This window comes from Kitasatospora sp. NPDC023120 (assembly GCF_055560835.1).
Genome location: NZ_JBVHHY010000018.1, coordinates 105,613 through 130,702, shown reverse-complemented (window position 1 = coordinate 130,702; position 25,090 = coordinate 105,613). Strand labels below are relative to the sequence as shown.

20 protein-coding genes, 1 tRNA gene and 2 pseudogenes are annotated in these 25,090 nt (G+C 71.6%); 12 read left to right on the top strand and 11 right to left on the bottom strand.

What is annotated here, in order from left to right; genetic code table 11:
* Positions 1-904: 904 nt before the first annotated feature.
* Complete coding sequence (locus tag ACZ3TI_RS25865; RefSeq protein ID WP_465730076.1) at positions 905-1,390, top strand: DUF3995 domain-containing protein; 486 nt, start codon at positions 905-907, stop codon at positions 1,388-1,390.
* Here ACZ3TI_RS25865 and ACZ3TI_RS25860 read toward each other — a convergent pair.
* The gene (locus ACZ3TI_RS25860; protein WP_465730074.1) at positions 1,344-2,426 is read right to left on the bottom strand and encodes an alpha/beta hydrolase family protein; all 1,083 of its coding nucleotides are present in this window, start codon (positions 2,424-2,426) and stop codon (positions 1,344-1,346) included. The two genes, ACZ3TI_RS25865 and ACZ3TI_RS25860, sit on opposite strands and share 47 nt — an antisense overlap.
* 70 nt (positions 2,427-2,496) lie before the next feature.
* Positions 2,497-3,417, bottom strand: a complete 921-nt coding sequence (locus tag ACZ3TI_RS25855; protein ID WP_465730072.1) for a zinc-binding dehydrogenase — start codon at positions 3,415-3,417, stop codon at positions 2,497-2,499.
* A gap of 175 nt (positions 3,418-3,592) precedes the next feature.
* On the opposite strand from ACZ3TI_RS25855, the gene ACZ3TI_RS25850 reads away from it, so the two are divergent.
* The 3 genes from ACZ3TI_RS25850 to ACZ3TI_RS25840 all read left to right on the top strand — a co-directional run bounded on the left by ACZ3TI_RS25850 (position 3,593) and on the right by ACZ3TI_RS25840 (position 8,827).
* Positions 3,593-4,549 carry a LysR family transcriptional regulator gene (locus ACZ3TI_RS25850; protein WP_465730070.1) on the top strand — a complete coding sequence of 319 codons (957 nt, stop codon included), beginning with the start codon at positions 3,593-3,595 and terminating at the stop codon, positions 4,547-4,549.
* A gap of 111 nt (positions 4,550-4,660) precedes the next feature.
* Entirely contained in the window at positions 4,661-8,647 is a 3,987-nt protein-coding gene (gene hrpA, locus ACZ3TI_RS25845; protein WP_465730068.1) for an ATP-dependent RNA helicase HrpA, read from the top strand.
* A gap of 106 nt (positions 8,648-8,753) precedes the next feature.
* A tRNA-Asp gene (locus ACZ3TI_RS25840) sits at positions 8,754-8,827 on the top strand.
* 335 nt (positions 8,828-9,162) lie between these two features.
* Here the strand turns inward: ACZ3TI_RS25840 and bldC are convergent.
* A complete protein-coding gene (bldC, locus tag ACZ3TI_RS25835) occupies positions 9,163-9,369 on the bottom strand; it encodes a developmental transcriptional regulator BldC (RefSeq protein WP_014137253.1) in 207 nt (68 codons plus the stop codon).
* Positions 9,370-9,856: 487 nt separating this feature from the next.
* On the bottom strand, positions 9,857-10,819 hold the full coding sequence (locus tag ACZ3TI_RS25830) for a DUF8083 family protein (protein ID WP_465730066.1): 963 nt from the start codon (positions 10,817-10,819) through the stop codon (positions 9,857-9,859).
* 207 nt (positions 10,820-11,026) lie between these two features.
* On the opposite strand from ACZ3TI_RS25830, the gene ACZ3TI_RS25825 reads away from it, so the two are divergent.
* Together ACZ3TI_RS25825 and ACZ3TI_RS25820 are read left to right on the top strand one after the other, a co-directional pair.
* Positions 11,027-12,184: a Glu/Leu/Phe/Val dehydrogenase dimerization domain-containing protein gene (locus ACZ3TI_RS25825; protein WP_465730064.1), complete on the top strand. Its 1,158-nt coding sequence runs from the start codon at positions 11,027-11,029 to the stop codon at positions 12,182-12,184.
* A 403-nt stretch (positions 12,185-12,587) separates the two neighbouring features.
* On the top strand, positions 12,588-12,845 hold the full coding sequence (locus ACZ3TI_RS25820; RefSeq protein WP_465730062.1) for a DUF3073 domain-containing protein: 258 nt from the start codon (positions 12,588-12,590) through the stop codon (positions 12,843-12,845).
* A 171-nt stretch (positions 12,846-13,016) separates the two neighbouring features.
* Here ACZ3TI_RS25820 and purM read toward each other — a convergent pair whose 3' ends face one another.
* The 3 genes from purM to ACZ3TI_RS25805 all read right to left on the bottom strand — a co-directional run bounded on the left by purM (position 13,017) and on the right by ACZ3TI_RS25805 (position 16,872).
* Entirely contained in the window at positions 13,017-14,102 is a 1,086-nt protein-coding gene (gene purM / locus ACZ3TI_RS25815; protein WP_465730060.1) for a phosphoribosylformylglycinamidine cyclo-ligase, read from the bottom strand.
* A gap of 98 nt (positions 14,103-14,200) precedes the next feature.
* Entirely contained in the window at positions 14,201-15,784 is a 1,584-nt protein-coding gene (purF, locus tag ACZ3TI_RS25810) for an amidophosphoribosyltransferase (RefSeq protein ID WP_465730058.1), read from the bottom strand.
* Positions 15,785-16,026: 242 nt separating this feature from the next.
* The gene (locus ACZ3TI_RS25805) at positions 16,027-16,872 is read right to left on the bottom strand and encodes a diacylglycerol kinase family protein (RefSeq protein WP_465730056.1); all 846 of its coding nucleotides are present in this window, start codon (positions 16,870-16,872) and stop codon (positions 16,027-16,029) included.
* Positions 16,873-16,998: 126 nt separating this feature from the next.
* Between ACZ3TI_RS25805 and ACZ3TI_RS25800 the strand changes: the two genes are divergently transcribed.
* Both ACZ3TI_RS25800 and ACZ3TI_RS25795 read left to right on the top strand, forming a co-directional pair.
* Positions 16,999-18,282: an adenylosuccinate synthase gene (locus ACZ3TI_RS25800; RefSeq protein ID WP_465730054.1), complete on the top strand. Its 1,284-nt coding sequence runs from the start codon at positions 16,999-17,001 to the stop codon at positions 18,280-18,282.
* Positions 18,283-18,403: 121 nt separating this feature from the next.
* Positions 18,404-19,006: a GNAT family N-acetyltransferase gene (locus tag ACZ3TI_RS25795; RefSeq protein ID WP_465730052.1), complete on the top strand. Its 603-nt coding sequence runs from the start codon at positions 18,404-18,406 to the stop codon at positions 19,004-19,006.
* Positions 19,007-19,274: 268 nt separating this feature from the next.
* On the opposite strand, the gene ACZ3TI_RS25790 is transcribed toward ACZ3TI_RS25795, so the two are convergent.
* Complete coding sequence (locus tag ACZ3TI_RS25790; protein WP_465730050.1) at positions 19,275-19,430, bottom strand: hypothetical protein; 156 nt, start codon at positions 19,428-19,430, stop codon at positions 19,275-19,277.
* On the opposite strand from ACZ3TI_RS25790, the gene ACZ3TI_RS25785 reads away from it, so the two are divergent.
* Positions 19,429-19,785, top strand: coding sequence for a DUF6879 family protein (locus ACZ3TI_RS25785; protein ID WP_465730048.1), 357 nt, complete (start codon positions 19,429-19,431; stop codon positions 19,783-19,785). The genes ACZ3TI_RS25790 and ACZ3TI_RS25785 overlap by 2 nt on opposite strands.
* A gap of 32 nt (positions 19,786-19,817) precedes the next feature.
* Here ACZ3TI_RS25785 and ACZ3TI_RS25780 read toward each other — a convergent pair.
* Positions 19,818-20,191 (bottom strand): annotated as a pseudogene (locus tag ACZ3TI_RS25780) (protein kinase family protein); the annotation flags it as partial.
* A 585-nt stretch (positions 20,192-20,776) separates the two neighbouring features.
* On the opposite strand from ACZ3TI_RS25780, the gene ACZ3TI_RS25775 reads away from it, so the two are divergent.
* The 3 genes from ACZ3TI_RS25775 to metG all read left to right on the top strand — a co-directional run bounded on the left by ACZ3TI_RS25775 (position 20,777) and on the right by metG (position 23,712).
* A complete protein-coding gene (locus tag ACZ3TI_RS25775) occupies positions 20,777-21,622 on the top strand; it encodes a helix-turn-helix domain-containing protein (protein WP_465730046.1) in 846 nt (281 codons plus the stop codon).
* Positions 21,619-21,819, top strand: a complete 201-nt coding sequence (locus ACZ3TI_RS25770; RefSeq protein ID WP_465730044.1) for a DUF397 domain-containing protein — start codon at positions 21,619-21,621, stop codon at positions 21,817-21,819. Before ACZ3TI_RS25775 ends, ACZ3TI_RS25770 begins: the two co-directional genes overlap by 4 nt.
* A 159-nt stretch (positions 21,820-21,978) precedes the next feature.
* Complete coding sequence (metG, locus tag ACZ3TI_RS25765) at positions 21,979-23,712, top strand: methionine--tRNA ligase (RefSeq protein ID WP_465730042.1); 1,734 nt, start codon at positions 21,979-21,981, stop codon at positions 23,710-23,712.
* A gap of 65 nt (positions 23,713-23,777) precedes the next feature.
* Here metG and cutA read toward each other — a convergent pair.
* Positions 23,778-24,077, bottom strand: a pseudogene (gene cutA / locus ACZ3TI_RS25760) (divalent-cation tolerance protein CutA); the annotation flags it as partial.
* 77 nt (positions 24,078-24,154) lie between these two features.
* Positions 24,155-25,048, bottom strand: a complete 894-nt coding sequence (locus ACZ3TI_RS25755) for a class I SAM-dependent methyltransferase (protein WP_465730040.1) — start codon at positions 25,046-25,048, stop codon at positions 24,155-24,157.
* Positions 25,049-25,090: the final 42 nt, after the last annotated feature.

The following is a 25,090-nucleotide window of genomic DNA, read 5'->3' as shown; positions in this document are numbered from 1 at the left end:
CGGGAATGCCGATCCTCCGTGATGGAATCCGTCAAAGCCCGGAGCAGACAGGAAGCAGCGATGGAACCCGAGCAGCCAGGCACCATCGAGCAGGTCCGAGGTCTCGTCAGCTGATCGGCGCGGGACGCAAGCTCACCCAGACAGGCAAGGTCACCCTCGCGGACGCGCGGGCCCTGGTCGCTCTTCTGGAGACCGACGACACCATCGACCCGGCCATCGGTGACAGGACCTTCAAGACCAAGTCCAGCCAGGAGCTGTACCACCTGAACCTGCTGGTCGAATGGGCCAAAGCGGCCCGACTGCTGCGGGTCACCGGCGGCCGCCTGGTGCTCGTCAAGAAGAACGCGCGCGTACTGGAGGACCCCGAGCGCATCCTCGACGCGCTGTTCGAGGCCCTGCCGCGCATCGGCGAGGCGGTGCTCCCCTCCGGGTGGCTCGGCTCCATGCTCTCGGAGGAGTACCCCGCCGGGCTGCGGGCGGTGCTGACGAGCCTCTACGCCGCCGACCTTCCGGTGCCGGAGCAGAAGCTGCGGACCGCGGTGTGGGAGACGCTGTCCCGGTTCTTCGTCCTCGACGACCTTCCCGAAGACCGCCTCCGCCTCCTGCGTCAGCGCAACGACCACGACGTGGACCGCCTCCTCGCCACGCTCAAGGGCCTCGGGGCCGCCCAGCGGACCGACAAGGCGGAAGGTCGCCGGTTCGGCCCCGGCCCTGGCCACAACCGGGAAGCCCCCGTGGCGAATTCGCCACGGGGGCTTCGTCGTTCCCGGGTACGCCGACGGACTGCTGCCGTACTGACTCCCGGAGTCCCCCTCCCCCCGGCCGGACCGGATCCCCTCGGAGGGGGAGGGGGAACCGTCGCGGGGACGATCCGTCGGGTGGGGCGGGGCGGGACCGTGGAGGCATGGAGACGACGAGGGACACGGGCTGGAACCGGGTGGCGGCGAAGGCCGGGTACGTGGCGGCGGGGTGGGCGGTGGCCTTCGCGCTGGTGTATCTGTACTGGCTGGCCGACGGGCGGCTCGGGCTGCCGGAGGGCCGGTCGGTGTGGAGCAGCACCCCGCTGCTGGTGATCGACGTGGTCGCGATCCCGCTGTGCGCGGTGGCCGCGGCGGTGGCGCTGGCACCGGTGCGGCGGTGGGGCGGGCGGGTGCCGGCCCGGCTGCTGACCGCAGCGCTGTGGGGCACCACCGCGCTGCTGGTGCTGCACGCCGCGCCGTCCGTGCCCGACTGGGTCGCCCTGGCCGCCGGCAGCCGGTCCGGTGCCGAGCTGGACGCGATGGCCCGGTTCGCGACCTTCGGCTACGAGCCGTTCTTCCTGGTCGGCGGCCTCCTCTTCGGCCTCACCTCGCTCGGCCGTCGGGCGTCCCTCCGGTCAGGCGGGCGGTGAGCCAGTCGGCGGTGGTGGCGAGCCACTCCGGCAGGGCGTTGCCGAGCAGGTGGTTGCCGTGTGGGACGAGGAGGAGTTCGGCGTCGGGGGCGTGCTCGGCGAGTGCGGTGGCGGCGGTGACGCCCGGGATCCGGTCCTCGCCGCCCTCGACCACCAGCAGCGGCACGGCGATCCGCGGTGCGAGCGCGGTCAGGTCGACCCGGTCGGCGAAGGCGCGGGCCGCCGCGTACCCGCCGCAGCGCTGGGCGAGGGTCGCGGTGACGAACGGGACCAGGCCGTCCCAGTCCAGCCGGTACGGGCCGCTGACCAGCGCCGCGGCGCGCAGCCGCGGCTCATGGGCGGCGGCCTCGGCGGCGTAGTAGCCGCCCAGGCTGAGGCCGATCACGGCGGTCCGGGCGGGGTCCAGGTCGTCGTGGCGGGCGAGCGCGTCCAGGGCGCGTCCGACGACCCGGTGGTACTCCGGCTCCGGCGCACCGGCGGCGGCCAGCACGCCCTGCCCGGGTCCGTCGATGGCGAGCACGGCGACGCCCCGGGCCAGCAGGGCCTCCACGACCGCGTGGAACTCCTCCTTGCCGGAGTCCATCCCCGGCACCACCACGACCACGGGCGTCCGGGCGGCGCCCGCGGCCGGGCGGCGCAGCCAGCCCGCGAAGCCCTCGCCCTCGAGCCGCTCCGCGCCCGGGTCGAGCAGCGCCAGCGCCCGCCGTATCGCCTCGTCGGCCTCGGCTGCCGCCTCCGCCGCGGCGGTGCGGTCGGGGTGCGGGAGCAGCCCGGCGAAGTGGAACCAGCGGGCGGCGCTCCGGTACGCCTCACCGGCGGTGACGGTCCGGCCCTCGGCGGCGGCGCGCTCCGCCGCCTCGGCGTACCGGCGGCCGGCGGCGCGGCAGGCGGCGGGCCAGTCGTGCAGGGAGGTCAGCGGGTCGGTGACCCGGGTGTACTCGTACGGGTCCAGGCCCGCGCCGTGGGCGCGGGGGCGGTTCTCGGCGACGAAGGCGGGCAGCAGGCCGGGGGTGTCGAGGAACGACAGATCGGGCACGGTGGGCTCTTTTCGAACGGAAAGTCGGGCGGGGAGCCGCAGTGGGCTCTTTTCGGGCGGGGAGCGGGGTTCAGGAGACGGTCAGTACGGCCTTGCCGCGGATCCGGCGCTCACGCAGGTCGGTGAGTACGGCGGCGGTGTCGTCCCAGGACGCGACCCGGCCGAGTTCCGGGGTCAGCCGGCCCTCGTCCGCCAGCCGCACCAGGGTGGCCAGGTCCTCGCCGTCGGGCACGTCGGAGTCGGCGTAGTGGAAGTGCCGGACGACCGCCGACTCCGGGCCCTTGAAGAAGTCGAAGAAGTCGAGGGTGGCGGGCGTCCGGGAGGCCTGGCCGAACCAGATCAGGGTGCCACGCCGGGCCAGCCGGGCCAGCGCGAGCGGCAGCGCGGCACCGCCGGTGGACTCCAGCACCAGGTCGTACGGTCCGCGCGCCTCGCCGAGCTCCTGGACGACCTCGGCGGCCCCCAGCTCGGCCAGCCGCCGGCCGCGCTCCGGGGAGGCGGTGACGGCGGTCAGCTCGGCCCCGGCCGCGGCCGCCAGCTCGGTGACGTAGTGCCCGACGCCCCCGGAGGCCCCGGTCAGCAGCACCCGCCGCCCGGCCAGCGCGCCCGCGGTCCGGAGCAGCCGCAGCGCGGTGAGGCCGGCGAGCGGCAGCGCGGCGGCCCGTACGGCGTCCAGGCTGTCGGGCAGCTCGGCGAGGGAGGAGGTCGGGACGCACACGTACTCGGCCCAGCCGGCGGCCGGCGGGTGGCCCACCACGCGTCGGCACACGGCGGGGCCCGACCCGTCGGCGGCGGCCTGCACCACCAGCCCGGCCACGTCCTTCCCCGGCCGCCACCCGGCCCGGGGCGCCTCCAGCTGGAAGGTCTCGCCCCGGTTCACCGAGAACGCCTCGACCTTCACCAGCGCCTCCCCCGGCCCCGGCCGCGGCTGCTCCACCTCCGCGAACCGCACCGGCTCCGCCATCCGCCCCGTCGCCACCAGCGCCTTCATCCCCACTCCTCCGTCGGTCACCCCCTCACCCCACCGCGTGCCGCACCCCCGGTCCAACAACCGCCGGACGGCACCGACAACCACCGGTTGTGGAGCCGGCCGCGGGACCACCCCGGCGCCCGGTGCCCGGTGCCCGGCCCCGCGGGCGTCGCCGGACACGCCGTAGGGTGCCCGGGTGGATCTGGATCTGGCGCAGGTGCGGGGGTTCGTCGTCGCGGCCGAGGAGTCGCACTTCGGGCGGGCGGCGGGGCGGTTGGGGATCAGCCAGCAGGGGCTGTCGAAGCGGGTGGCGCGGCTGGAGGCGGCGCTCGGGGTGCGGCTGCTGGAGCGGGACGCGCGCGGGGTGGGGCTGACCGGGGCGGGGCAGCGGTTCCTGGAGCCGGCGCGGCGGTTGCTGGCGCAGGGGGAGCGCGCGGTGGCCGCCGTGGGATGTGCCGCGCGGCCGCTGCGGATCGACGTGTGGGGGCACCTGTACGCACCGATGCGCACGCTCGCGCAGGCGGTGGACGCGGCGCCGGGGCTCGCGGTGGAGCCGGTGCCGGGCCGGGACCTGCCGTCGGTGGCGGCGGCGCTGCTGCGCGGGGAGTCGGACGCCGGGTTCGGCCGGGTGCACCCGCTGCCGGACGGCGGCGATGCCGGGCTGACGCACCGCCTGGTGCGGCTGGAGCCGGTGGACGCGCTGCTGAGCGCCGACCACCCGCTGGCCGACCGCGCCGTGCTGAGTCCGGCGGAGCTGCGCGGCAGCCTCCTGCGCTACCCGGCGGCGGTGGACCGGCTGGACTTCCTGACCCGCTTCGCCGCCCGCTTCGGCGTCCCGCACCGGGTCGGCTCGACCAATCTGGGCCTGGAGCACTTCCTGGACGAGGTCCGCGCCGACCCGTCCTGCTTCTCGCTGGTCCCCGCGGACACCCCGCTCCCCGACCGCCCGGGCGTCCGCACCGTCCCGCTGGCCGGGCCGACCCCGCTCTACGCCTGGTCCCTCCTGTGGCGGGAGGACGCGTCCACCGACCCGCACCCCCGACTCGACGAGCTGCTCGGGGCGTTCACCACCGAGGCCGCCCGCAGCCGCTGGCTGGAGTACGACCCCGCCCGCGACTGGCTGCCGGACGCCGACGAGGCCGCGCTCCGGTAAGGTCCCGGGCCCGTCAGCCCGCCGTTCGCGATTCGCCACCGGCGGCTGTGACACTGGAGGGGCTCGAAAACCGAGGTGCGCTCCGCCGTGCCTCCTTGCGAACCTAGAGGGATGCCCGCAGTGAGTTCTCCCGCAGTCCAGTCCGCCCCCGCGCCCGCCGAGGGCCCCGGAATCGGTGAGCTGGCCGCCCGCCTGCCCGAGCTGACCCTGCGCGACGAGGTGCGGATCGGGCGCCGCCTGGAGGGGGCCCGCCGGGTCCGCAAGCCCGAGGCCCGGCAGAAGATCGCCGCCGAGATCGCCGCCGACATCGACCGCGCCGAGCTGCTGGTCGCCCAGCGCCGGGGCGCCGTCCCGACGATCAGGTATCCCGCCGAGCTGCCCGTCAGCCAGAAGAAGGACGAGATCCTGGCGGCGATCCGGGACCACCAGGTGGTGATCGTCGCGGGCGAGACCGGCTCCGGCAAGACCACCCAGATCCCGAAGATCTGTCTGGAGCTCGGCCGTGGCGTGCGCGGTCTGGTCGGCCACACCCAGCCGCGCCGGATCGCCGCCCGTACGGTGGCCGAGCGGGTCGCGGAGGAGCTGGACAGCCCGCTGGGCGAGGCGGTCGGCTGGAAGGTCCGGTTCACCGACCAGGTCGGCCAGGACACCCTGGTCAAGCTGATGACGGACGGCATCCTGCTGGCGGAGATCCAGACCGACCGCGATCTGCGCCAGTACGACACCCTGATCATCGACGAGGCGCACGAGCGCAGCCTCAACATCGACTTCATCCTCGGCTACGTCAAGCAGCTGCTGCCGCGCCGTCCCGACCTCAAGGTCGTGATCACCTCCGCGACCATCGACCCTGAGCGCTTCGCCCGGCACTTCGGCGACGCCCCGATCATCGAGGTCTCGGGCCGTACGTACCCGGTGGAGGTCCGGTACCGGCCGCTCGCCGAGGACACTGCCGACGACGCCGAAGACGACGCCGTCGACCGCGACCGGGACCAGGTCCAGGCGATCTGCGAGGCCGCCCAGGAGCTGCAGGCCGAGGGCCCGGGCGACATCCTGGTCTTCCTCTCCGGCGAGCGGGAGATCCGCGACACCGCCGACGCCCTCAACCGGCTGAAGCTGAAGAACACCGAGGTCCTGCCGCTGTACGCCCGGCTCAGCTCGGCGGAGCAGCACCGGGTCTTCCAGCGCTCCAACAGCCGCCGGATCGTCCTGGCCACCAACGTGGCGGAGACCTCGCTCACCGTCCCCGGCATCAAGTACGTGATCGACCCGGGCACCGCCCGGATCTCCCGCTACAGCCACCGCACCAAGGTGCAGCGGCTGCCGATCGAGGCGATCAGCCAGGCCAGCGCCAACCAGCGCAAGGGCCGCTGCGGCCGCACCTCGGACGGCATCTGCATCCGGCTGTACTCGGAGGAGGACTTCCTCTCCCGCCCCGAGTTCACCGACGCCGAGATCCTGCGCACCAACCTGGCCTCGGTGATCCTGCAGATGACCGCGGCGGGCCTCGGCGACATCGCCGCCTTCCCGTTCCTGGACCCGCCGGACTCCCGCAACATCAAGGACGGCGTGCACCTGCTGCACGAGCTGGGCGCGCTGGACCCGGACGAGAAGGACCCGCGCAAACGCCTCACCCAGCTCGGCCGCAAGCTCGCCCAGCTCCCGGTGGACCCGCGGATGGCCCGCATGGTGCTGGAGGCGGACCGCAACGGCTGCGTCCGCGACGTCATGGTGATCGCCGCCGCGCTCTCCATCCAGGACCCGCGCGAGCGCCCCGCCGAGAAGCGCCAGGCCGCCGACGACCGGCACCGCCGGTTCACCTCGGAGACCTCGGACTTCCTCTCCTACCTGGCGATGTGGCGCTACGTCCGCGAGCAGCAGAAGGAGCTCTCCTCCTCGGCGTTCCGCCGGATGTGCAAGGCGGAGTTCCTCAACTACCTGCGGATACGGGAGTGGCAGGACATCTACACCCAACTGCGCACCGTCGCCAAGCAGTTGGGCGTCACGATCGAGGAACCCCATCCCGACGCCGAGCCGGACGCCGACCGGATCCACCAGTCGCTGCTGGCCGGGCTGCTCTCCCACATCGGCCTGTTCGACGTGGAGAAGCGCGAGTACGGCGGCGCGCGCGGCGCCCGCTTCGCGGTCTTCCCGGGCTCCGGCCTGTTCAAGAAGCCGCCGCGCTGGGTGATGTCGGCCGAGCTGGTGGAGACCTCCCGGCTCTGGGCCAGGATCAACGCCAAGATCGAGCCCGAGTGGGTCGAGCCGCTGGCCGGCCACCTGATCAAGCGCAGCTACAGCGAGCCGCACTGGGAGAAGAAGGCCGGCGCGGTGCTGGCGTACGAGAAGGTCACCCTCTACGGGATGCCGGTCGTCGCCCAGCGCAAGGTCAACTACGGGAGGATCGACCCGGAGCTCTGCCGCGAGCTGTTCATCCGCAACGCGCTGGTCGAGGGCGACTGGGAGACCCACCACAGGTTCTTCGCGGAGAACCGCAAGCTGCTCGGCGAGGTCGAGGAGCTGGAGAACCGGGCCCGCCGCCGGGACATCCTGGTGGACGACCAGACCCTGTTCGAGTTCTACGACGCCCGGCTGCCCGACGAGGTCGTCTCCACCCGGCACTTCGACTCCTGGTGGAAGAAGGCCCGGCACGAGCAGCCGGACCTGCTGAACTTCGAGAAGTCGATGCTGATCAACGACGCCGCCGACGGCGTCACCGAGGCCGACTACCCGGACCACTGGCAGCAGGGCAAGCTGCGCTTCAAGCTGACCTACCAGTTCGAGCCGGGCAGCGACGCGGACGGCGTGACGGTGCACATCCCGCTGCCGGTGCTCAACCAGGTCACCGCGGAGGGCTTCGACTGGCAGATCCCCGGCCTGCGGGAGGAGCTGGTCACCGCGTACATCAAGTCGCTGCCGAAGGCGATCCGGCGCAACTTCGTGCCCGCGCCGGACTTCGCCAAGGCGGCGCTGCGCCAGGTGAAGGACCGCCAGGAGCCGTTGCTCCCGTCGCTGGAGCACGCCCTGAAGCGGCTGACCGCCGTCACCGTGCCGCCGGAGGCCTGGGACGACGAGCGGGTGCCGGACCACCTCAAGGTGACCTTCCGGGTGGTGGACGGGCGCCGCAAGCTCGCCGAGTCCAAGGACCTGGAGGAGCTGCGGCTGAAGCTCAAGCCGAAGCTCAAGGAGACGCTGTCCTCGGCCGCCTCCGACAAGGGCATCGAGCAGGGCGGGCTGACCGCCTGGCCGGAGTCCCTGCCGGTGCTGCAGCGCACCTTCGAGCAGCGCTCGCGCGGCCACTCGCTGCGCGCCTACCCGGCCCTGGTGGACGAGGGCTCCGCGGTCGGCATCAAGCTGTTCGACACCCCGGAGGCCCAGGCGCAGGCGATGTGGGAGGGCACCCGGCGGCTGCTGATGCTGACCACCACCTCCCCCGCCAAGTCGATCCAGGGCCGGCTGGGCAACCAGGCGAAGCTGGCGCTCTCGCACAGCCCGCACGGCTCGATCGCCGCCCTGTTCGAGGACGTGGTGTCGGCGGCGACGGACCGGCTGATGGTCCTGGCCGGCGGCCCGGCGTGGGACGAGGCGGCGTTCGGCAAGCTGCACGACAAGGTACGCGCGGACCTGTACGACCTGTCCGCGGACACCACCCTGAAGACGGCCACCGCGCTGATCGCCTTCCACAAGGCCTCGACCCGGCTGAAGTCGGTGAGCAGCCCGGTGCTGCTGAACGCGGTGAACGACATCCGGCTGCACCTGGCCTCGCTGGTGCACCCGGGCTTCGTGACGGCCACCGGCTGGCAGCGGCTGCCGGACCTCAAGCGCTACCTGCTGGCGGTGGACCGCCGCCTGGAGGCGCTGCCCAACCACCCGCAGCGGGACGCCCAGCAGCTGCTGAAGGTGCAGCAGGTGCAGCAGGCGTACGGGGAGCTGCTGGCGGCGGTGCCGGCCGGGCAGCAGCCGTCCGAGGAGGTGCGGGCGATCCGCTGGATGATCGAGGAACTGCGGGTCAGCTTCTTCGCCCAGTCGCTGGGCACGCCGAGCCCGGTCTCGGAGAAGCGGATCACCAAGGCGATGGAGGCGGCGCGGGCCGCTCTCTGAGCTGCGTGCGGTCCTTCAGGAGCCAGTTCGACCTGGAGGCCCACCATGGGCTAGAGTCTGTCTTGTTCGCAGCGCGGCAAGCGAGTGAACGAGATCAGAACACTCTGGTCCCGTGGAGCAGTTGGTTAGCTCGCCACCCTGTCAAGGTGGAGGTCGCGGGTTCAAGTCCCGTCGGGATCGCCGTAGCGCGAGAGGCCCGGAACCGTCAGGTTCCGGGCCTCTCGCTTTTGTCGTCCGCCGCTATACCCCGGTCCGGGCGCGGACCACAAGCGACGGACCGCGTGACGGTCGTCACCACCCCTCCTCGAAAACCGGGCCTGACACGACCCGCTCAAGGAACCGTTAATTTAATATGTAAAATTGCACTTCTATTCACTGTAAATCCCCCCCGCCCCTCGGGCATCAAATCGTTATCCGGAGTTCAGCATTCCGCCAGCCGGAGGGCATGGCAAAGGGGCCGCTTACCGGACCCGGCGGAGTCCGGTAAGCGGCCCCTTTAAAGAGCCTTCGGCCTATCAGGCCTCGGTGCGCTGAGCCGGAATCCCGGCCAGCAGGGCGCGCACCTCCGCCTCACGGTAGCGGCGGTGGCCGCCGAGCGTGCGAATGGACGTCAGCTTGCCCGCCTTGGCCCAGCGGGTGACCGTCTTCGGGTCCACGCGGAACATGGTGGCGACCTCTGCCGGCGTCAGCAGGGGTTCAGCATCAGGGGTACGAGCGGTCATGAGCGGCCTCCTCGGGAGAACCGAACCAGGGCGGTTCTATCCTTCAAATTCTGCACCTTGGCCCGCGATGCCCGAAATGGCATAGACGGGCCGAGTCGGTTATAGGACGAACGGCTTGTCCTGGTGTCTACAACTACACCATCCGTCCAGCCCTATCGACCAAACCGCCAAAATTGACCCCTCACGGGTTCAAGGCCGACGGATGGCGATGGACCACCCCATAACGGACAGTCACGCAGCGATGACATCCGGTTACGAAGGGACCAGACCCTCCGTTTCCCCGCAAAGCACGCATCGACTCCAGAACCACCCAAAAGTGGGCATGCTCACGTGAAGTTGGGCTGGTTGTCCCATTTTTGCACATAGGGGTAAGTTCGCGTCAACGGTGAGTAGTGTCACGTTCGGCAGCTATTGACCCGAACCAGGACCTTGGCCATCGGCCGTGCGGCCCTTGGTCCTCTTACAGTCATACACGGGCGGTCGGACGTCAGTTCGCGTACCGCAGCGCCAGCACTCGGCGCCAGCGCACCGTCAGTTCCCCGTACACCCGCAACGCCTCCGCGGTGTCCCCCGCCCGCAACGCGCGCAGCCCCTCCTCCAGCTCCCCCGCCGAACGGTCCGCCAACAACCGCTCCGGCCCCAGCAGATGCACCAGGCCCCCGTAGTCCAGTTCCACCAGCGAGCGCGGGTGGAACTCCTCCAGCCACCGCCCGATCCGCTCCGCCCCCTGCGCCAGGTCCCCCTCCGGCACCGCCTCGCGCAGCGCCCGGTAGGCCCGCGCCACCCGCCGGCGCGCCTGCGCCATCGGCACCAGGTAGAACAGCGCCGCCGCCCGGCCGCCCCGCTCCCCTTCTCCCCCTCCTCCGGGAGCCTCCCCGGAAGCCTCCCCGGGCACCTCCCCGGGCACCTCCCCGCCCGCCGCCGGCGTCCCGCCCGGTACGAAGCAGCGGTCCTCGTCCCCGAACGGCAGGAACCAGCGCACCGGCACCTCCCAGCGGCTGGTCAGGATCCACGGCCGGGCGTCCGGGTGCTCGGCCCGCCAGCGCTCCCGGTCCGCCTCGGCCGCCGCCCGGGCCACCGGCGGCAGCGCGGTGTCCAGCAGCGCCACCGGCGCCCCGGCCCGCAGCTCCTCCAGCGCCTGCCAGCTGCGCAGCCTGGTCGCCCACGGGCAGACGTACAGCACGCCGTCCACCACCCGCAGGTACGCCCGCCCGCTCTCCCGCTCGGGCAGCGCCCGCGGCGTCCGGGCGGCCAGCTCGGCGAGCGCCTCCCGCTGCTCCTCCAGCGCCGCCGCCGCGACCGGCTGCGCCGCCTCGGCCGCGTCCGGCCCGTGCTCCGCCGCGTAGGCCTGCCAGCGCGCCCGCTCGGGCTCCGGGTAGGCGGCCAGGGGCTCGTAGACCCGCAGGTGGGCGGCGTAGGGCGGCTGTACGGAGGTGCGTACCACGGTCACGTCCTGCATCGTCGCACGGGCCGCCCCAGCCCGGGAGGGCGCGCCCCCGAACCGTTCGCGCCCGCACCCCGCACCTCCTTTCGTCTCACCCCTCGGACAAGCGGCACAAGCTCGGACAAGAGGGCCGATCGGCGGCGCGCGCCCGACTAGGCTTCCCCTTAGGCGCCCGCACCACAGCAGCGGGCCTTCGATACTGGAGTCACCACAGTGACCGACGTACAGACCCCCGCCACGCACCCCGCACCCGGCGTGCTCAGCAGGATCTTCCGTACCGAACAGGACGGCGCCCCCGGCGACGGCCACGAGCAGGTCGTCCTGTGCCACGACCGCAGCTCGGGCCTGAAGGCGATCATCGCCATCCACTCCACCGCCCTGGGCCCGGCCCTCGGCGGCACCCGCTTCTTCCCGTACGCCTCCGAGGAGGAGGCGCTGGAGGACGCGCTGAACCTGTCCCGCGGGATGTCCTACAAGAACGCGCTGGCCGGGCTGGACCTCGGCGGCGGCAAGGCCGTCATCATCGGCGACCCGAACAAGGACAAGAACGAGGCGATGCTCCGGGCCTACGGCCGCTTCGTCGAGTCCCTGCGCGGCCGCTACATCACCGCCTGCGACGTGGGCACCTACGTCCAGGACATGGACGTCGTCGCGCGCGAGACCGAGTTCGTGACCGGCCGCTCGCCCGAGCACGGCGGCGCCGGCGACTCGTCCATCCTGACCGCCTTCGGCGTCTTCCAGGGCATGCGCGCCTCCGCCCAGGCCCGCTGGGGCCAGCCGACCCTGCGCGGCAAGCGGGTCGGCGTCGCGGGCGTCGGCAAGGTCGGCCACTACCTGGTCGGCCACCTGGTCGCGGACGGCGCCACCGTCGTCGTCACCGACCCCTTCGAGGCCGCCGTCAACCGCGTGCGCGCCGCCCACCCGGACGTGGAGGTCGTCGCCGACACCGCCGCCCTGCTCCAGGCGAAGCTGGACGTCTACGCCCCCTGCGCCCTCGGCGGCGCGCTGACCGACCCCGTCGTCGCGGCGCTGGGCGAGTTCGGCACCTCGATCGTCTGCGGTGCGGCCAACAACCAGCTGGCCCACGCCGGCGTCGAGAAGGACCTCGCCGACCGCGGCATCCTCTACGCGCCGGACTACCTGGTGAACTCCGGCGGCGTGATCCAGGTCGCCGACGAGATCGAGGGCTTCAACTTCGAGCGGGCCAAGAACAAGGCCACCAAGATCTTCGACACCACCCTGGAGATCTTCACCCGGGCCGCCACCGACGGCGTCCCGCCGGCGGTCGCCGCCGACCGCCTGGCCGAGAAGCGGATGCGCGAGATCAGCGCGCTGCGCACCGTCCTGCTCCCGGGCGCCCGCCGCGGCTGATCCGGCCGCCGCCGGCGACGCGGGAACGCGTCGACCCCGGATGCGCGGGGGGCCGTCACCGTGGCCCCCCGCGCATCACGATGTGGAACCGGATTCTCACTTCTCCGGCCGAACGGGTGATCCGAGGTCCCCCTAGGGGGGATAATCAGTCCTGGAACGACGGACCCCAGACACCTCCGGACAGCGCGAAAACCGCCGCAAAACCTCCCTTGACCTGGAAAGACCTGGTCTCGGGTGCGGTCGGTGCGCGCCACGTCACACCGACGACGTACCGTCCAGCGGCGGAAACAGGTACCGTTAATGCTCCAAGGGACGGCATCTCCCATTCGGGCAGGCGCCGGTCCTGATCATGAACACGTGTCAGACTCGGGGCCGTGAGCCCCATCGTTGAGGGGGTCGACCCATGGGGCGCGGCCGGGCCAAGGCCAAGCAGACGAAGGTCGCCCGCGAGCTGAAGTACAACAGCGGCGGGTTCGACGCTAACCGTCTGTCCAACGAGCTGGGCGTATCGCCGTCCACCTCTTCGATCGAGCCGGAGCCGATCGAGGAGGAGGAGGACGACGACCCGTACGCGGAGTACGCCGCCCGCTACGCCGACCTCGACGACGAGGACGACAACGAGCCGGGCACCGGGGCCTCGCAGGCCTCCCGCCGCTCGTAGCAGCAGCTTCACCGGACCGGTCCGGCGCCACGGCGCCGGACCGGTCTTCGGCGTTGCTGCACTCACCCGCTCGCCTCCGGGGCGGGGGTCGCCCGTGTGCCGGTCGCCAGTACGGAAGAGGCCCCTCCGGGCGTACCGGAGGGGCCTCTCGCGTTCGGGTCCGGATCCGGGTCAGACCGTCCGGAAGCCGTCGTAGGCGTTGTAGAGGGCAGCGGCGCCCTCGTGCTCGTCGGTGCGCTCGACGATGTCGCCGAGCAGCCAGGACTCGACGCCGCGGTCCTCCAGGATCGACAGCACGACGTCCACCGAGTGCGGCGGGACGACCGCGACCATGCCGACGCCCATGTTGAGCGTCTTCTCGATCTCCAGGGTGGCCACGTTGCCGACCTCGGCGACGGTCCGGAAGACCGGCAGCGGAGTCCAGGTGCCGCGGTCCAGGCGGGCGTGCAGGCCGTCCGGGATGACCCGGGCCAGGTTGGCCGCCAGGCCGCCGCCGGTGACGTGCGAGAAGGCGTGGACCTCGGTGGCGCGGGTGAGCGCCAGGCAGTCCAGCGAGTAGATCCGGGTCGGCTCCAGCAGCTCCTCGCCGAGGGTGCGGCCGAACTCCTCGACCTTGCGGTCCAGCTTCCAGCCGGCCTCGTTCAGCAGCACGTGGCGGACCAGCGAGTAGCCGTTGGAGTGCAGGCCGGAGGCGGCCATCGCGATCACCACGTCGCCGGCCCGGACCCGGTCCGCGCCGAGCAGCGCGTCGGCCTCCACGACACCGGTGCCGGCGCCCGCCACGTCGTACTCGTCCGGGCCCAGCAGGCCCGGGTGCTCGGCGGTCTCGCCGCCGACCAGGGCGCAGCCGGCCAGCGCGCAGCCCTCGGCGATGCCCTTGACGATCGCGGCGACCCGCTCCGGGACGACCTTGCCGACGCAGATGTAGTCGGTCATGAACAGCGGCTCGGCGCCGCACACCACCAGGTCGTCGACGACCATGCCGACCAGGTCGTGGCCGATGGTGTCGTGCTTGTCCATGGCGGCGGCGATGGCCACCTTGGTCCCCACGCCATCGGTGGCCGAGGCCAGCAGCGGCCGCTCGTAGTTCTTGAAGGCGGACGCGTCGAAGAGGCCGGCGAAGCCGCCGAGACCGCCGACCACCTCGGGGCGGTTGGCCTTCTTCACCCACTGCTTCATGAGCTCGACGGCGCGGTCGCCCGCCTCGATGTCGACACCGGCGGCGGCGTAGGTGGCGCCGTTCTGGTTGCTGGTCACTGCGGTGCGGCCCTTTCGGGTCAGGGGGGTGGTTCGGGAACTGCAGGGGGGCGGAACAGCGGTGGGGCCCCGGTTCGCGGGACCCCACCGTGGTGAAGCTACGGGCGGCGCAGCGCGTCTGCCGCGCCCGCTCCGCCGAGCAGCGACTGGACGCCGTCCAGGTCGCTGCCGCTGGTCGGCTTGCCGCGGACGGCCGGCTGCTGCTGGCCGCCCTTGATCTCGGCCTCCAGCAGGAGCTTGCCGAGCAGTGCCGGGTCCGGCAGCTCCATCGGGTACTCGCCGTCGAAGCAGGCCCGGCAGAGCTTGTCCTTGGGCTGCTTGGTGGCCTCGATCATGCCGTCGATCGAGATGTAGGCGAGCGAGTCGGCACCGAGCGTGCGGCCGATCTCCTCGATGGTCATGCCGTTGGCGATCAGCTCCGCGCGGGTGGCGAAGTCGATGCCGAAGAAGCAGGGCCACTTCACCGGCGGCGAGGAGATCCGGATGTGGACCTCGGCGGCGCCGGCCTCGCGCAGCATCTTCACCAGGGCGCGCTGGGTGTTGCCGCGCACGATCGAGTCGTCCACGACCACCAGGCGCTTGCCCGCGATGACCTCGCGCAGCGGGTTGAGCTTGAGCCGGATGCCGAGCTGGCGGATGGTCTGGCTGGGCTGGATGAAGGTGCGGCCCACGTAGGCGTTCTTCACCAGGCCGGAGCCGTACGGGATGCCGCTGGCCTCGGCGTAGCCGATCGCGGCGGGGGTGCCGGACTCGGGCGTCGCTATCACCAGGTCGGCCTCGACCGGGGCCTCCTTCGCCAGGCGGCGGCCCATCTCCACGCGGGAGAGGTGCACGTTGCGGCCGGCGATGGAGGTGTCGGGGCGGGCCAGGTAGACGTACTCGAACACGCAGCCCTTGGGCTTCGCCTCGGCGAAGCGGGAGGTGCGCATGCCGTTCTCGTCGATGGCGATGAGCTCGCCGGGCTCGACCTCGCGGATGAAGGAGGCGCCGCAGATGTCCAGCGCCGCCGTCTCGGAGGCGACCACCCAGCCGCGCTCCAGGCGGCCGAGCACCAGCGGGCGGATGCCCTGCGGGTCGCGGGCGGCGTAGAGGGTGTGCTCGTCCATGAACACGAGCGAGAACGCGCCCTTGACCTTGGGCAGCACGACCTTGGCCGTCTCCTCGATGGAGAGGTCCGGGTGGCCGGCGAGCAGGGCCGTCACCAGGTCGGTGTCGTTGGTCGCCGCGGTCCGGCCGGAGCGCGAGACGTGCTCCTCACCGGGCAGTTCGGCGACCATGGCCGCCAGTTCGGCGGTGTTCACCAGGTTTCCGTTGTGCCCGAGGGCCAGCGAACCGTGCACGGTCGCCCGGAAAGTCGGCTGGGCGTTCTCCCAGACCGAGGAACCGGTGGTCGAGTAGCGGGCGTGTCCGACGGCGATATGCCCGTGCAACGACCCCAGCGAGGCCTCGTCGAAGACCTGGGAGACGAGTCCCATGTCCTTGAAGACGAGAATCTGGGAGCCGTTGCTCACTGCGATGCCCGCGGATTCCTGACCGCGGTGCTGCAGGGCGTAAAGGCCGAAGAACGTGAGCTTGGCGACCTCCTCGCCGGGAGCCCAGACACCGAAGACGCCACAAGCGTCCTGGGGGCCTTTCTCGCCGGGAAGAAGATCGTGGTTGAGTCTTCCGTCACCACGTAGCACGCCTTCGAGTCTAGGGCAGTTGGAACGGGCTTCCGGAACCCGGGATCCCGGGTTTGTCGGACGATCGGTGCGTAACGCGCGTAGACAAAACCCCTTACGGGGCGGGGATTTCGGGCTGCCGGAATTCCGGTGGGCAGCGGTTGGCCTTGTGGTTCGCGCCTGTTGGGGCGTTCCGTGTGCGGAGCGGCGGGTCCCGACAGGCGGGCGAACGTGAGCCTGCTCACCCGGCGTTCACGCGGGCTTCACGCGGCCGGAAGCAGCAGGCCCCACGCGCCCGGGTGCACCGTCCAGGTCCGGGCGCGGACCGGGCCGACCGGGTGGCCGTCCGCCTCGTAGCCGAAGCCGCGGCCGACCACCGAGACGCTCGCCGCCCGGGCGCGCACCAGGGCGCCGGAGGCCCGGACCACGACCTCCAGCTCGCCCGCCCCGTCCGCGGCGCAGGACGGCAGGGTGACCTGGACCAGCCGGACCGGCCGGTGGACGTCCGCGAGCAGCTTCCCGTCCGCCTCGACCCGGACCCGGGGGCTGTGGTCGGTGCTCTCCGGGGTGAGCGGGTTCGCCTGCTCGGCCGCAGCCAGTTTCGCCCATAGCGAACGCCAGCCACCCGTACGGCTCACCGTCCGGCGCGCGCCGCCGCCCGTGATCCGCACCCCGCCCAGGGCCACTCCGCCGCCGTCGTCCACCAACAGGTCCAGTCGGCGCGGCGAGCCCGACAGCACCGCCCGCGCGGCCCGGACCGGCTCCCCCGGCACACCGAGCGCGCGGGCCGTCGAGAGCTCCTCCGTACGACCGACCGGAACCATCCCCACCGCTTCCGCGCCCAGCTCACGCTGCCGGTGCAGCGCCTGCAGCACCCGCTGCAGAGCGAGATCGGAACCGATCACCACCGGTCGCCGTCGACCCCGGTGCGAAAGCACCCGGTCGAGTTCGGAAGAGCTCTCCGGATAGACCACCTTGACGTCCGCACCCCCGCAGAGCACGTCCTTCGCGATCCGCACCGACTCGCCGTCGGTCTGCCGGGCCACCGGGTCGAGGAGCAGCAGGAGCGGCTCGGGGCCGCCGGTTGCAGGCGTGGACAGGGACGACACGACCGGTCCTTCCTCAGGTAATCTCTCGGTGCAAGAGCCCCTTGCGCCATTGCGCCAGGGGCTTCGTCTATCTCGGGGCAGACTGCGGCCTACGCAGGATGCCCCAACCGGAAGGGGTGTACGCCTGTGCCGGCACTCGTGCTCGTTGGCGCTCAGTGGGGAGACGAGGGCAAGGGGAAGGCCACCGACCTCCTCGGCGGCTCCGTCGACTACGTCGTCCGCTACCAGGGCGGCAACAACGCCGGTCACACGGTGGTCATCGGCGACCAGAAGTACGCCCTGCACCTGCTCCCTTCCGGAATCCTCAGCCCGAACGTCACGCCGGTGATCGGCAACGGCGTCGTGATCGACCCGGCCGTGCTGCTCTCCGAGCTGGCCGGCCTGAACGAGCGCGGCATCGACACCTCCAAGCTGCTGGTCTCGGGCAACGCCCACCTGATCACGCCGTACCACCGCACCCTGGACAAGGTCACCGAGCGCTTCCTCGGCAAGCGCCGGATCGGCACCACCGGCCGCGGCATCGGCCCGACCTACGCGGACAAGATCAACCGCGTCGGCATCCGGGTCCAGGACCTGTTCGACGAGTCGATCCTGCGCCAGAAGATCGAGGCGGCGCTGCACGACAAGAACCAGGTCCTGGTCAAGCTGTACAACCGCCGCACCATCCCGGCCGACCTGGTGGTCGAGGAGTACCTGGGCTACGCGGAGAAGATCAAGCCCTTCCTCGCCGACACCACCCTCGTCCTGGACGAGGCGCTGAAGGCGAACAAGGTCGTCCTGCTGGAGGGCGGCCAGGGCACCCTGCTCGACGTCGACCACGGCACGTACCCCTTCGTGACCTCGTCGAACCCGACCGCGGGCGGCGCCTGCACCGGCGCCGGCATCGGCCCGACCAAGATCGACCGGGTCATCGGCATCCTCAAGGCCTACACCACCCGCGTCGGCTCCGGCCCGTTCCCGACCGAGCTGTTCGACGCGGACGGCGAGGCACTGCGCCGGATCGGCGGCGAGCGCGGTGTCACCACCGGCCGCGACCGCCGCTGCGGCTGGTTCGACGCCGTGATCGCGCGCTACGCGACCCGGGTCAACGGCCTCACCGACTTCTTCCTCACCAAGCTCGACGTGCTGACCGGCTGGGAGCAGATCCCGGTCTGCGTCGCGTACGAGATCGACGGCAAGCGGGTCGAGGAACTCCCCTACAACCAGTCGGACTTCCACCACGCCAAGCCGATCTACGAGACGCTGCCGGGCTGGACCGAGGACATCAGCAAGGCGAAGTCCTTCGCCGAGCTGCCGAAGAACGCCCAGGCGTACGTGAAGGCGCTCGAGGAGATGTCGGGCGCGCCGATCTCGGCCATCGGCGTCGGCCCGGGCCGGGACGAGACGATCCAGATCAACTCGTTCATCTGAGCCTGAGGTTCTGAAGGGCCCTGCGGGATGCGTCCCGCAGGGCCCTTCGTCTTGCCCTGAAGCTTTTGAACTAGTGCAAATATCCATTGCATCTAGTTCATATGCGCGCTACGTTCGCAGCATGACCGCGAAGCTGCCCACGCCCGTCACCCTCACCGGCCGCCACGTCCGCCTGGAGCCGCTGGAGCGCCGCCACCTCGCCGACCTCTGGGCCACCGTCGGCCCTGACCCCGACGTCTGGCGCTGGATCCCCTTCCTCCCGCCCACCTCGGAGGAGGAGCTCGGCGCGATCCTCGACATCCGCATCGCGGAGGTGGCCGAGGGCACGGCGGTGAAGTTCGCCGTCATCGACCTGGCGAGCGGCAAGGCCGTCGGCATCACCGGCTACTACGACTTCAGCGCCGAGCACGAGCTGGTGGAGATCGGCGGCACCTGGTACGCCCGCTCGGTCTGGCGCACGGCCGTGAACTCGGAGTCGAAACTGCTGCTGCTCACCCACGCCTTCGAGGACCTCGGCATGGGCCGCGTCTTCTGGAAGACCGACGCCCTCAACGACCGCTCCCGCAACGCCATCCTGCGCCTCGGCGCCCAGTACGAGGGCACCCACCGCCGCGACAGGCGCCGCGACAACGGCACGTGGCGGGACAGCGCCTACTTCTCGATGCTCGCCGAGGAGTGGCCCGCCGCCAAGTCCCGCCTGGTGGAACGGCTTTCGCAGGGCTGACCGCCTACCCGCGCCAACGTGGCCACGGCCCGCACCGCCTTGCCGTAACTGCCGATCAGCTCGACGCCCCACTCGTCCGAAAGGGCTTCGACGATGCCCAGCCCCCGACCACTCGCCCGCGAATGGTCCGGGGGCCTGTCGTTGGAGCGGGTTCCCCGAGGCGTCGGAGACGGGTGATGTGCAGCTGGCCGCAACGGAGTTCGAGCGCGACACTTGGTCGACCCTCCCCGTGGACCAGCGCATTGGCCACCAGCTCGGAGAGGATGAGTCACGCCGAGTCCGGGTCGAGGCCCATGGCGTCGAGGACGTCCCGGAGAAGTCGGCGGATCGGCCCGACCATCCCGGGCAGGGCCGGCGGAGAGAGGTCGAGCCGGAACTCGGAGGCAAGGGCGTCCCTTGCGGGACGGAACGACGGAACGCACATGACCGTCTCCAGCCCTGAGTTGAGTGGAATACACCTGCGAGAGAAGAGGGTTCATATCCTTCACTCTCCCGTTTCGGACTACCTTCGCTTCGAGCTCGGATGGGGTTACGTCGGCAACGTCCGCGCAGGCGAGGATATCCGCATTCTCGACTTGGCCGACCAGGACGTTCCCGACCTCCCCGATCACGACTTCTGGCTGATGGACGACTCAATCGTCTATCGCATGGACGACAACGACCATGCCGAGTTCCTGGGGGCCGAGCGCCTGCCTGACGAGGCTCTGGCGCAGTATCGCGCCTATCGGGATACGGCCGTGGCGCACGCGATGCCTTACACCGAATACTGGAAAGCTTGACGCAGGACGCCAGAGACCTAGGGAAAGCCCTCCAGCGCCTCGGCCGGCCGGGCGCCGAGCGCGCGCACCGAGGTTTCCGGCAGCGGACCGTGGTCCCGGACCGCCTGGGCCGGCGGGCTGCCGAGGACGTACGCGGTGGCGAGCCAGGGCAGCGGTCCGTCCGGGTCCGCGTCGGTCACGGGTGCGGTGTAGGCGCCGTCGACGGCGCGGGCGGCGGCCACCTCGCGGGCGAAGCGGACGCGGAACCCGCGGTCATGGGCGAGTTCGGGCCGGACCACCTTGACCGCACCGTCCGCCCGCCCGCCGAGCGGGCGAGGAACACCTGGCCCATGCCGCCGGCACCGAGCCGGGCGATCAGCCGGTACGGCCCTATGCCGTCCGGGTCGGTGCTGTGCAACGGCTCCATCTGTTCCCGCCGGCTGGTCTCCCGGCGGACGCGCCGGTCGGCATTGCCGGTGATCGTGCGGCAGCGGAATGCCGCAGCGCGGGGGCGGGGCTGGCCGGGCGGAGCGCGACCGCTATTTCCGGTCGCCGGTGACGGAATGGCCGGTCGCGATGCCGCGCTTCGCCGGTCGGGGTTCACGGGGTTGGAGGGTGACCAGCCAGACCAACCAGCCGACGAAAAGGACGGCGAGGAGGAGTACGGACAATGCGGCGACGAGGAGCGCATTCACCGGGATACGGAAATGCGACGGGAAGGACGGGGAAGGCGGAGAGGCGGGGGAAGGGGCATGGCTGTCTCCGGTCGGTGATGTCGGGGCGCCGTGACCATGCATCTGGTGTGTAATTACGGCTGATTGACGACTGTTTAGGCGACAACAAGTCAGCGAGTGACACGGACGACCATAGGGTCAGGGTGCCAGAGTTGCTACCGAGCGGGAGAACGTTCACTCCATCGTGGGGTATCCCCCATTTCAGTAGCTAGCGCCCGGTATGCGCGGCACACTTCACCGGAAGCATCGACCGAAACCGCGATCCGGAGAAGAGAGTCATGCCACCCCGCTTGTCGCCGACCGTGCGCCAGCAGCGCCTCGGGATCGAGTTGCGCAGGATGCGCGAACGCGTGGGCGTGACGCCCAAGACCCTGGCCGCCACCATCGGCACCGACCTGCCCAAGATCTCCCAGATGGAGAACGGGAAGTCGGGCATCAGCGCGGAGCGGCTGCGGATCTGGGCGCGCACCTGCGGCTGCGAGGACGGACCGTACCTCGACGCGCTGCTTTCGATGACGCAGGACCGGCGCAAGTACTGGTGGGACAGCTACCGGGGCCGGCTGCCGAACCCGATCATCGACATCGCGGAGATGGAGCACCACGCCACGTCGCTGTCCATCCTGAACAGCACCTTCATCCCCGGCCTGCTGCAGACACCGGCGTACGCCACCGCGGTGTTCGAGCGCCTCCCCCCGCAGTACCAGCAGGAGGCGGAGGCCCGGAAGGCATTCCGGATTCAGCGCCAGCAGATCCTCGGCGGCCCGAAGCCGTACCGAGCATTCCTGCACGAGTCCGCGCTGCGCATGCAGTTCGGTGGTCCGGAAGTGCTGCGGGAGCAGTTGGGGAACCTGCTGGAGAATTCCGAGCGGCCCGGGGTGGAGATCCGGGTGATCCCGTTCAGCGTCCCCACCTACACGGGTTCCGGGGAGAGCCTCTACCTCGCCCGCGGGCCCGTCCCGGACCTCGACACCGTCCAGATCGACCTCTCCCACGGGCCGACGTTCGTGCACTCCGAAGAGGAATTGGACTCCTACCGCCGGATCAAGGAGAGGACCGCGGCGATCTCGCTCGGGCCGGACGAGTCCCGGGACTTCATCCGGACCTTACGGAAAGACTTCTCATGAGCAGATGGCGCAAGTCGTCGGCCAGCGGCGAGAGCGCCGACTGCGTCGAGGTCAGGGCGGCGGGCGGTCTCGTGGAGATCCGCGAGTCGGACCAGCCCGAGGTGGTCGTGCGGACCACGCCGCGCAAGTGGGCCGCCTTCGTCCGCGGGGTGAAGGCCGGGGAGTTCGACCGGTACGGCAAACCCACCCGGGCGTGACGGCAAGCCCACCCGGGCGTGACGGCAAGCCCACCCGGGCGTAACGGCGGCTGCCGCGGTCCCCGGCGGCGGTAGGCTTGGCAGCCCACAGTGGACCCCTGCGCCTGGCACAGCACTCCGGGTGGGGTGCGCGTGCGGGAGAAATCGGAGCATCCGAGGATGGCTCGGCACCTGATCACCAGCGCCCTTCCGTACATCAACGGGATCAAGCACCTGGGCAACATGGTCGGGTCCATGCTCCCGGCGGACGTCTACTCCCGCTACCTGCGGCAGCGCGGCCATGAGGTCCTGTACATCTGCGCCACCGACGAGCACGGCACCCCCGCCGAACTGGCCGCCCAGGAAGCCGGGCTGCCGGTCGCCGAGTTCTGCGCCCGGGCGCACGACGCGCAGAAGGCGGTGTACGACGGCTTCGCGCTCTCCTTCGACCACTTCGGCCGCAGCTCCTCGCCGCAGAACCGGGAGATCACCCAGGAGATCGCCCGCGAGCTGCAGCGCAACGGCTTCATCGAGGAGCGCGCGATCCGCCAGGTGTACTCCAACGCCGACGGCCGCTTCCTGCCGGACCGCTACATCGTCGGCACCTGCCCGCACTGCAGCTACGACAAGGCGCGCGGCGACCAGTGCGAGAACTGCACCCGGGTGCTGGACCCGACCGACCTGCTGGAGCCGCGCTCCGCGATCAGCGGCAGCTCCGACCTGGAGGTCCGGGAGACCAGGCACCTGTTCCTGCTCCAGTCGAAGCTGACCGAGGAGGTCGAGGACTGGATCGCCGCCCACGGCGACTCCTGGCCGGTGCTGGCCTCCTCGATCGCCCGCAAGTGGCTGACCGAGGGCCTGCAGGACCGCTCGATCACCCGCGACCTGGAGTGGGGCGTCCCGGTGCCGGCCGACGTCTGGCCCGAACTGGCCGCCGAGGGCAAGGTGTTCTACGTCTGGTTCGACGCCCCGATCGAGTACATCGGCGCCACCAAGGAATGGGCGGACGCGGCCCCGGCCGGGCAGCTGCGGGACTGGAAGTCCTGGTGGTACGAGGCCGACGCGACCGTCCGCTACACCGAGTTCATGGCCAAGGACAACGTCCCGTTCCACACCGTGATGTTCCCGGCGACGATCCTCGGCTCGCGCCGCCCATGGAAGAAGGTCGACTACGTCAAGGCCTTCAACTGGCTGACGTACTACGGCGGGAAGTTCTCCACCAGCCAGAAGCGCGGCATCTTCACCGACGTCGCGCTGGAGCTGCTGCCCGCCGACTACTGGCGCTACTTCCTGATGGCGCACGCGCCCGAGTCGGACGACTCCAGCTTCACCTGGGACCTCTTCGCCTCGGTGGTCAACAAGGACCTCGCCGACACCCTCGGCAACTTCGTCAACCGGGTGCTGTCCTTCAGCCGCAAGCGCTTCGGCGACGACGTCCCCGGCGGCCACCCGGCGGGCGAGGCCGAGCAGCGCCTCGGCGAGCAGGTCGCCGGGCTGCTCGCCGAGTACGAGGCCCAGCTGGACGCGCTCAACTTCCGCAAGGCCGCCCAGGCCCTGCGCGCGCTGTGGAGCGCGGGCAACGCGTACCTCGACGAGAAGGCGCCCTGGCTGCAGGTGAAGACCGACCCGGACGCGGCGGCGCTGACCCTGCGCACGGCGATGAACCTGATCCACCTGTACGCGGTGGTCTCCGAGCCGTTCATCCCGACCGCGGCGGCGGCGATGCGCGGAGCCTTCGCCCTGCCCGAGGACTCCCCGGCGGCCACCCGCAGCTGGGTGGACCCGCAGCAGGCCCGGGCACTGGACCTGGTCCCGGCCGGCACGGCGTTCACGGTGCCGCCGGTCCTGTTCGCCAAGATCACCGACGATGACCTGGCAGCCTGGACCGCCCGCTTCGGCGGCTCGGAGGGCTGAGCCGGCCGACCTGGCCGAACCGGGAGCGGCACCCTAGCGGGTGCCGTCTCCCCGGCCACCCAGTCCAGGTAGCCGGGGCTGCCGGCCACCACCGGTACGGCGATCACCTCGGGCGTCTCGTAGGAGTGCCGCTCGGCGACGAACGCGCCCAGCCGGTCGGCGAGTTCGGCCCGGGTCTTGAGGTCGATCCGCCACTCCTCGGCGTCCTGCACCTCGCCCTCCCACCAGTACACCGACCGTACGGGGTACACCTGGGCGCAGGCCGCCAGCCGCTCCCGCACCACGGCGGACGCCAGGGTCCGGGCCTGTTCCTCGCTCTCGTGGGTGGTGGTCACCACGACGAAGCGCTGCTCGCTCGCTGTCATGCGCCGACGCTACCCCGCCACCGCCACCGCCACCCCGAGCCCGGCCCCGGCCCCTGCCCCGGCCCCGGCCCCGGTGCTCAGGCCTTGCGGGCCGTGTGGACGGTCATCGCGGAGAGGTAGAAGGCGTCCGGGCGGTGCAGGATGCCGGTGGGCGCGTCCCGGTCGAGGAGGGCTTCGAGGGTGGTGCGGTCCTCCGGGAGGAGGGTGTCGGCGAGCTGGTCGTGCAGGCGGGTGAGCTGGGTGTGCAGGTACTCGCGGGTGGGGCGGTCGAGCGGGGCCGGGCGGTCGACCAGGAAGGTTCGGGTGCCGCTCGGGGTCAGCCCGGCGCGCTCCAGCATGGCCGGCCAGTCCTCGATCTCCTCGGTGCTGCCCGGCAGTTCGGCCCGCATGGTGCTGAAGCCGTCCTCGTGGGCGGCGTCCAGCCGGGCCTGGAAGCCGGGCCGGCCGAGGCCGAAGTCGCGGGGCAGGTAGCGCGCGGCCAGTCCGCGTTCGGCGACGGCGAGCAGACCGCCCGGGCGCAGCACCCCGGCGAGCGAGGTGAGGGCGGCCTGCTGGTCGCCCAGGTGGTGGATCGCGTTGCCGGACCAGATCAGGTCGGCCTCGCCGAGCTTGTCGAACTCGGCGGGCAGGTCGGCCTGTCGGGTGCCGAGCCAGCCGCCGGAGCGGGTCCGGGCGCGTTCCAGCAGGGCGGCCGACTGGTCGACGGCGACCACCTCGGCCGCCGGGAAGGCGTCCGCCAGCAGTCCGGCGATCACCCCGGGGCCGCTGCCGACGTCGAGGACCCTCCGTACGGCGGCGTCCGCCGTCCCGTCCGTCCCGTCGCCGTACAGGCCGGAGAGCCACTGCGCGGCCTCGGTGACCGCGCCGGCGCGCAGGTCGGCCTCGTGCTCCAGGTGCGCGGCGAGCGCGTCCCAGTCGAAGTCGGCGGCGGGAACATGCCCGTGACCGTGATGGTGGTGGTGCGAGCCCATGTCGTGTTTCTCCGTTCGTGGTCGGCGAAAGCTTTCCCCGCT

Bases quoted from the DNA above. Each gene is read 5' to 3' on its own strand.
- ACZ3TI_RS25755 (WP_465730040.1), bottom strand. From the start codon at position 25,048: ATGGGCTCGCACCACCACCATCACGGTCACGGGCATGTTCCCGCCGCC.
- ACZ3TI_RS25865 (WP_465730076.1), top strand. From the start codon at position 905: ATGGAGACGACGAGGGACACGGGCTGGAACCGGGTGGCGGCGAAGGCC.
- ACZ3TI_RS25785 (WP_465730048.1), top strand. From the start codon at position 19,429: ATGACCGTCTCCAGCCCTGAGTTGAGTGGAATACACCTGCGAGAGAAG.
- ACZ3TI_RS25795 (WP_465730052.1), top strand. From the start codon at position 18,404: ATGACCGCGAAGCTGCCCACGCCCGTCACCCTCACCGGCCGCCACGTC.
- ACZ3TI_RS25855 (WP_465730072.1), bottom strand. From the start codon at position 3,417: ATGAAGGCGCTGGTGGCGACGGGGCGGATGGCGGAGCCGGTGCGGTTC.
- bldC (WP_014137253.1), bottom strand. From the start codon at position 9,369: ATGACCGCTCGTACCCCTGATGCTGAACCCCTGCTGACGCCGGCAGAG.
- ACZ3TI_RS25820 (WP_465730062.1), top strand. From the start codon at position 12,588: ATGGGGCGCGGCCGGGCCAAGGCCAAGCAGACGAAGGTCGCCCGCGAG.
- hrpA (WP_465730068.1), top strand. From the start codon at position 4,661: ATGCCCGCAGTGAGTTCTCCCGCAGTCCAGTCCGCCCCCGCGCCCGCC.
- ACZ3TI_RS25775 (WP_465730046.1), top strand. From the start codon at position 20,777: ATGCCACCCCGCTTGTCGCCGACCGTGCGCCAGCAGCGCCTCGGGATC.
- ACZ3TI_RS25790 (WP_465730050.1), bottom strand. From the start codon at position 19,430: ATGTGCGTTCCGTCGTTCCGTCCCGCAAGGGACGCCCTTGCCTCCGAG.
- ACZ3TI_RS25770 (WP_465730044.1), top strand. From the start codon at position 21,619: ATGAGCAGATGGCGCAAGTCGTCGGCCAGCGGCGAGAGCGCCGACTGC.
- metG (WP_465730042.1), top strand. From the start codon at position 21,979: ATGGCTCGGCACCTGATCACCAGCGCCCTTCCGTACATCAACGGGATC.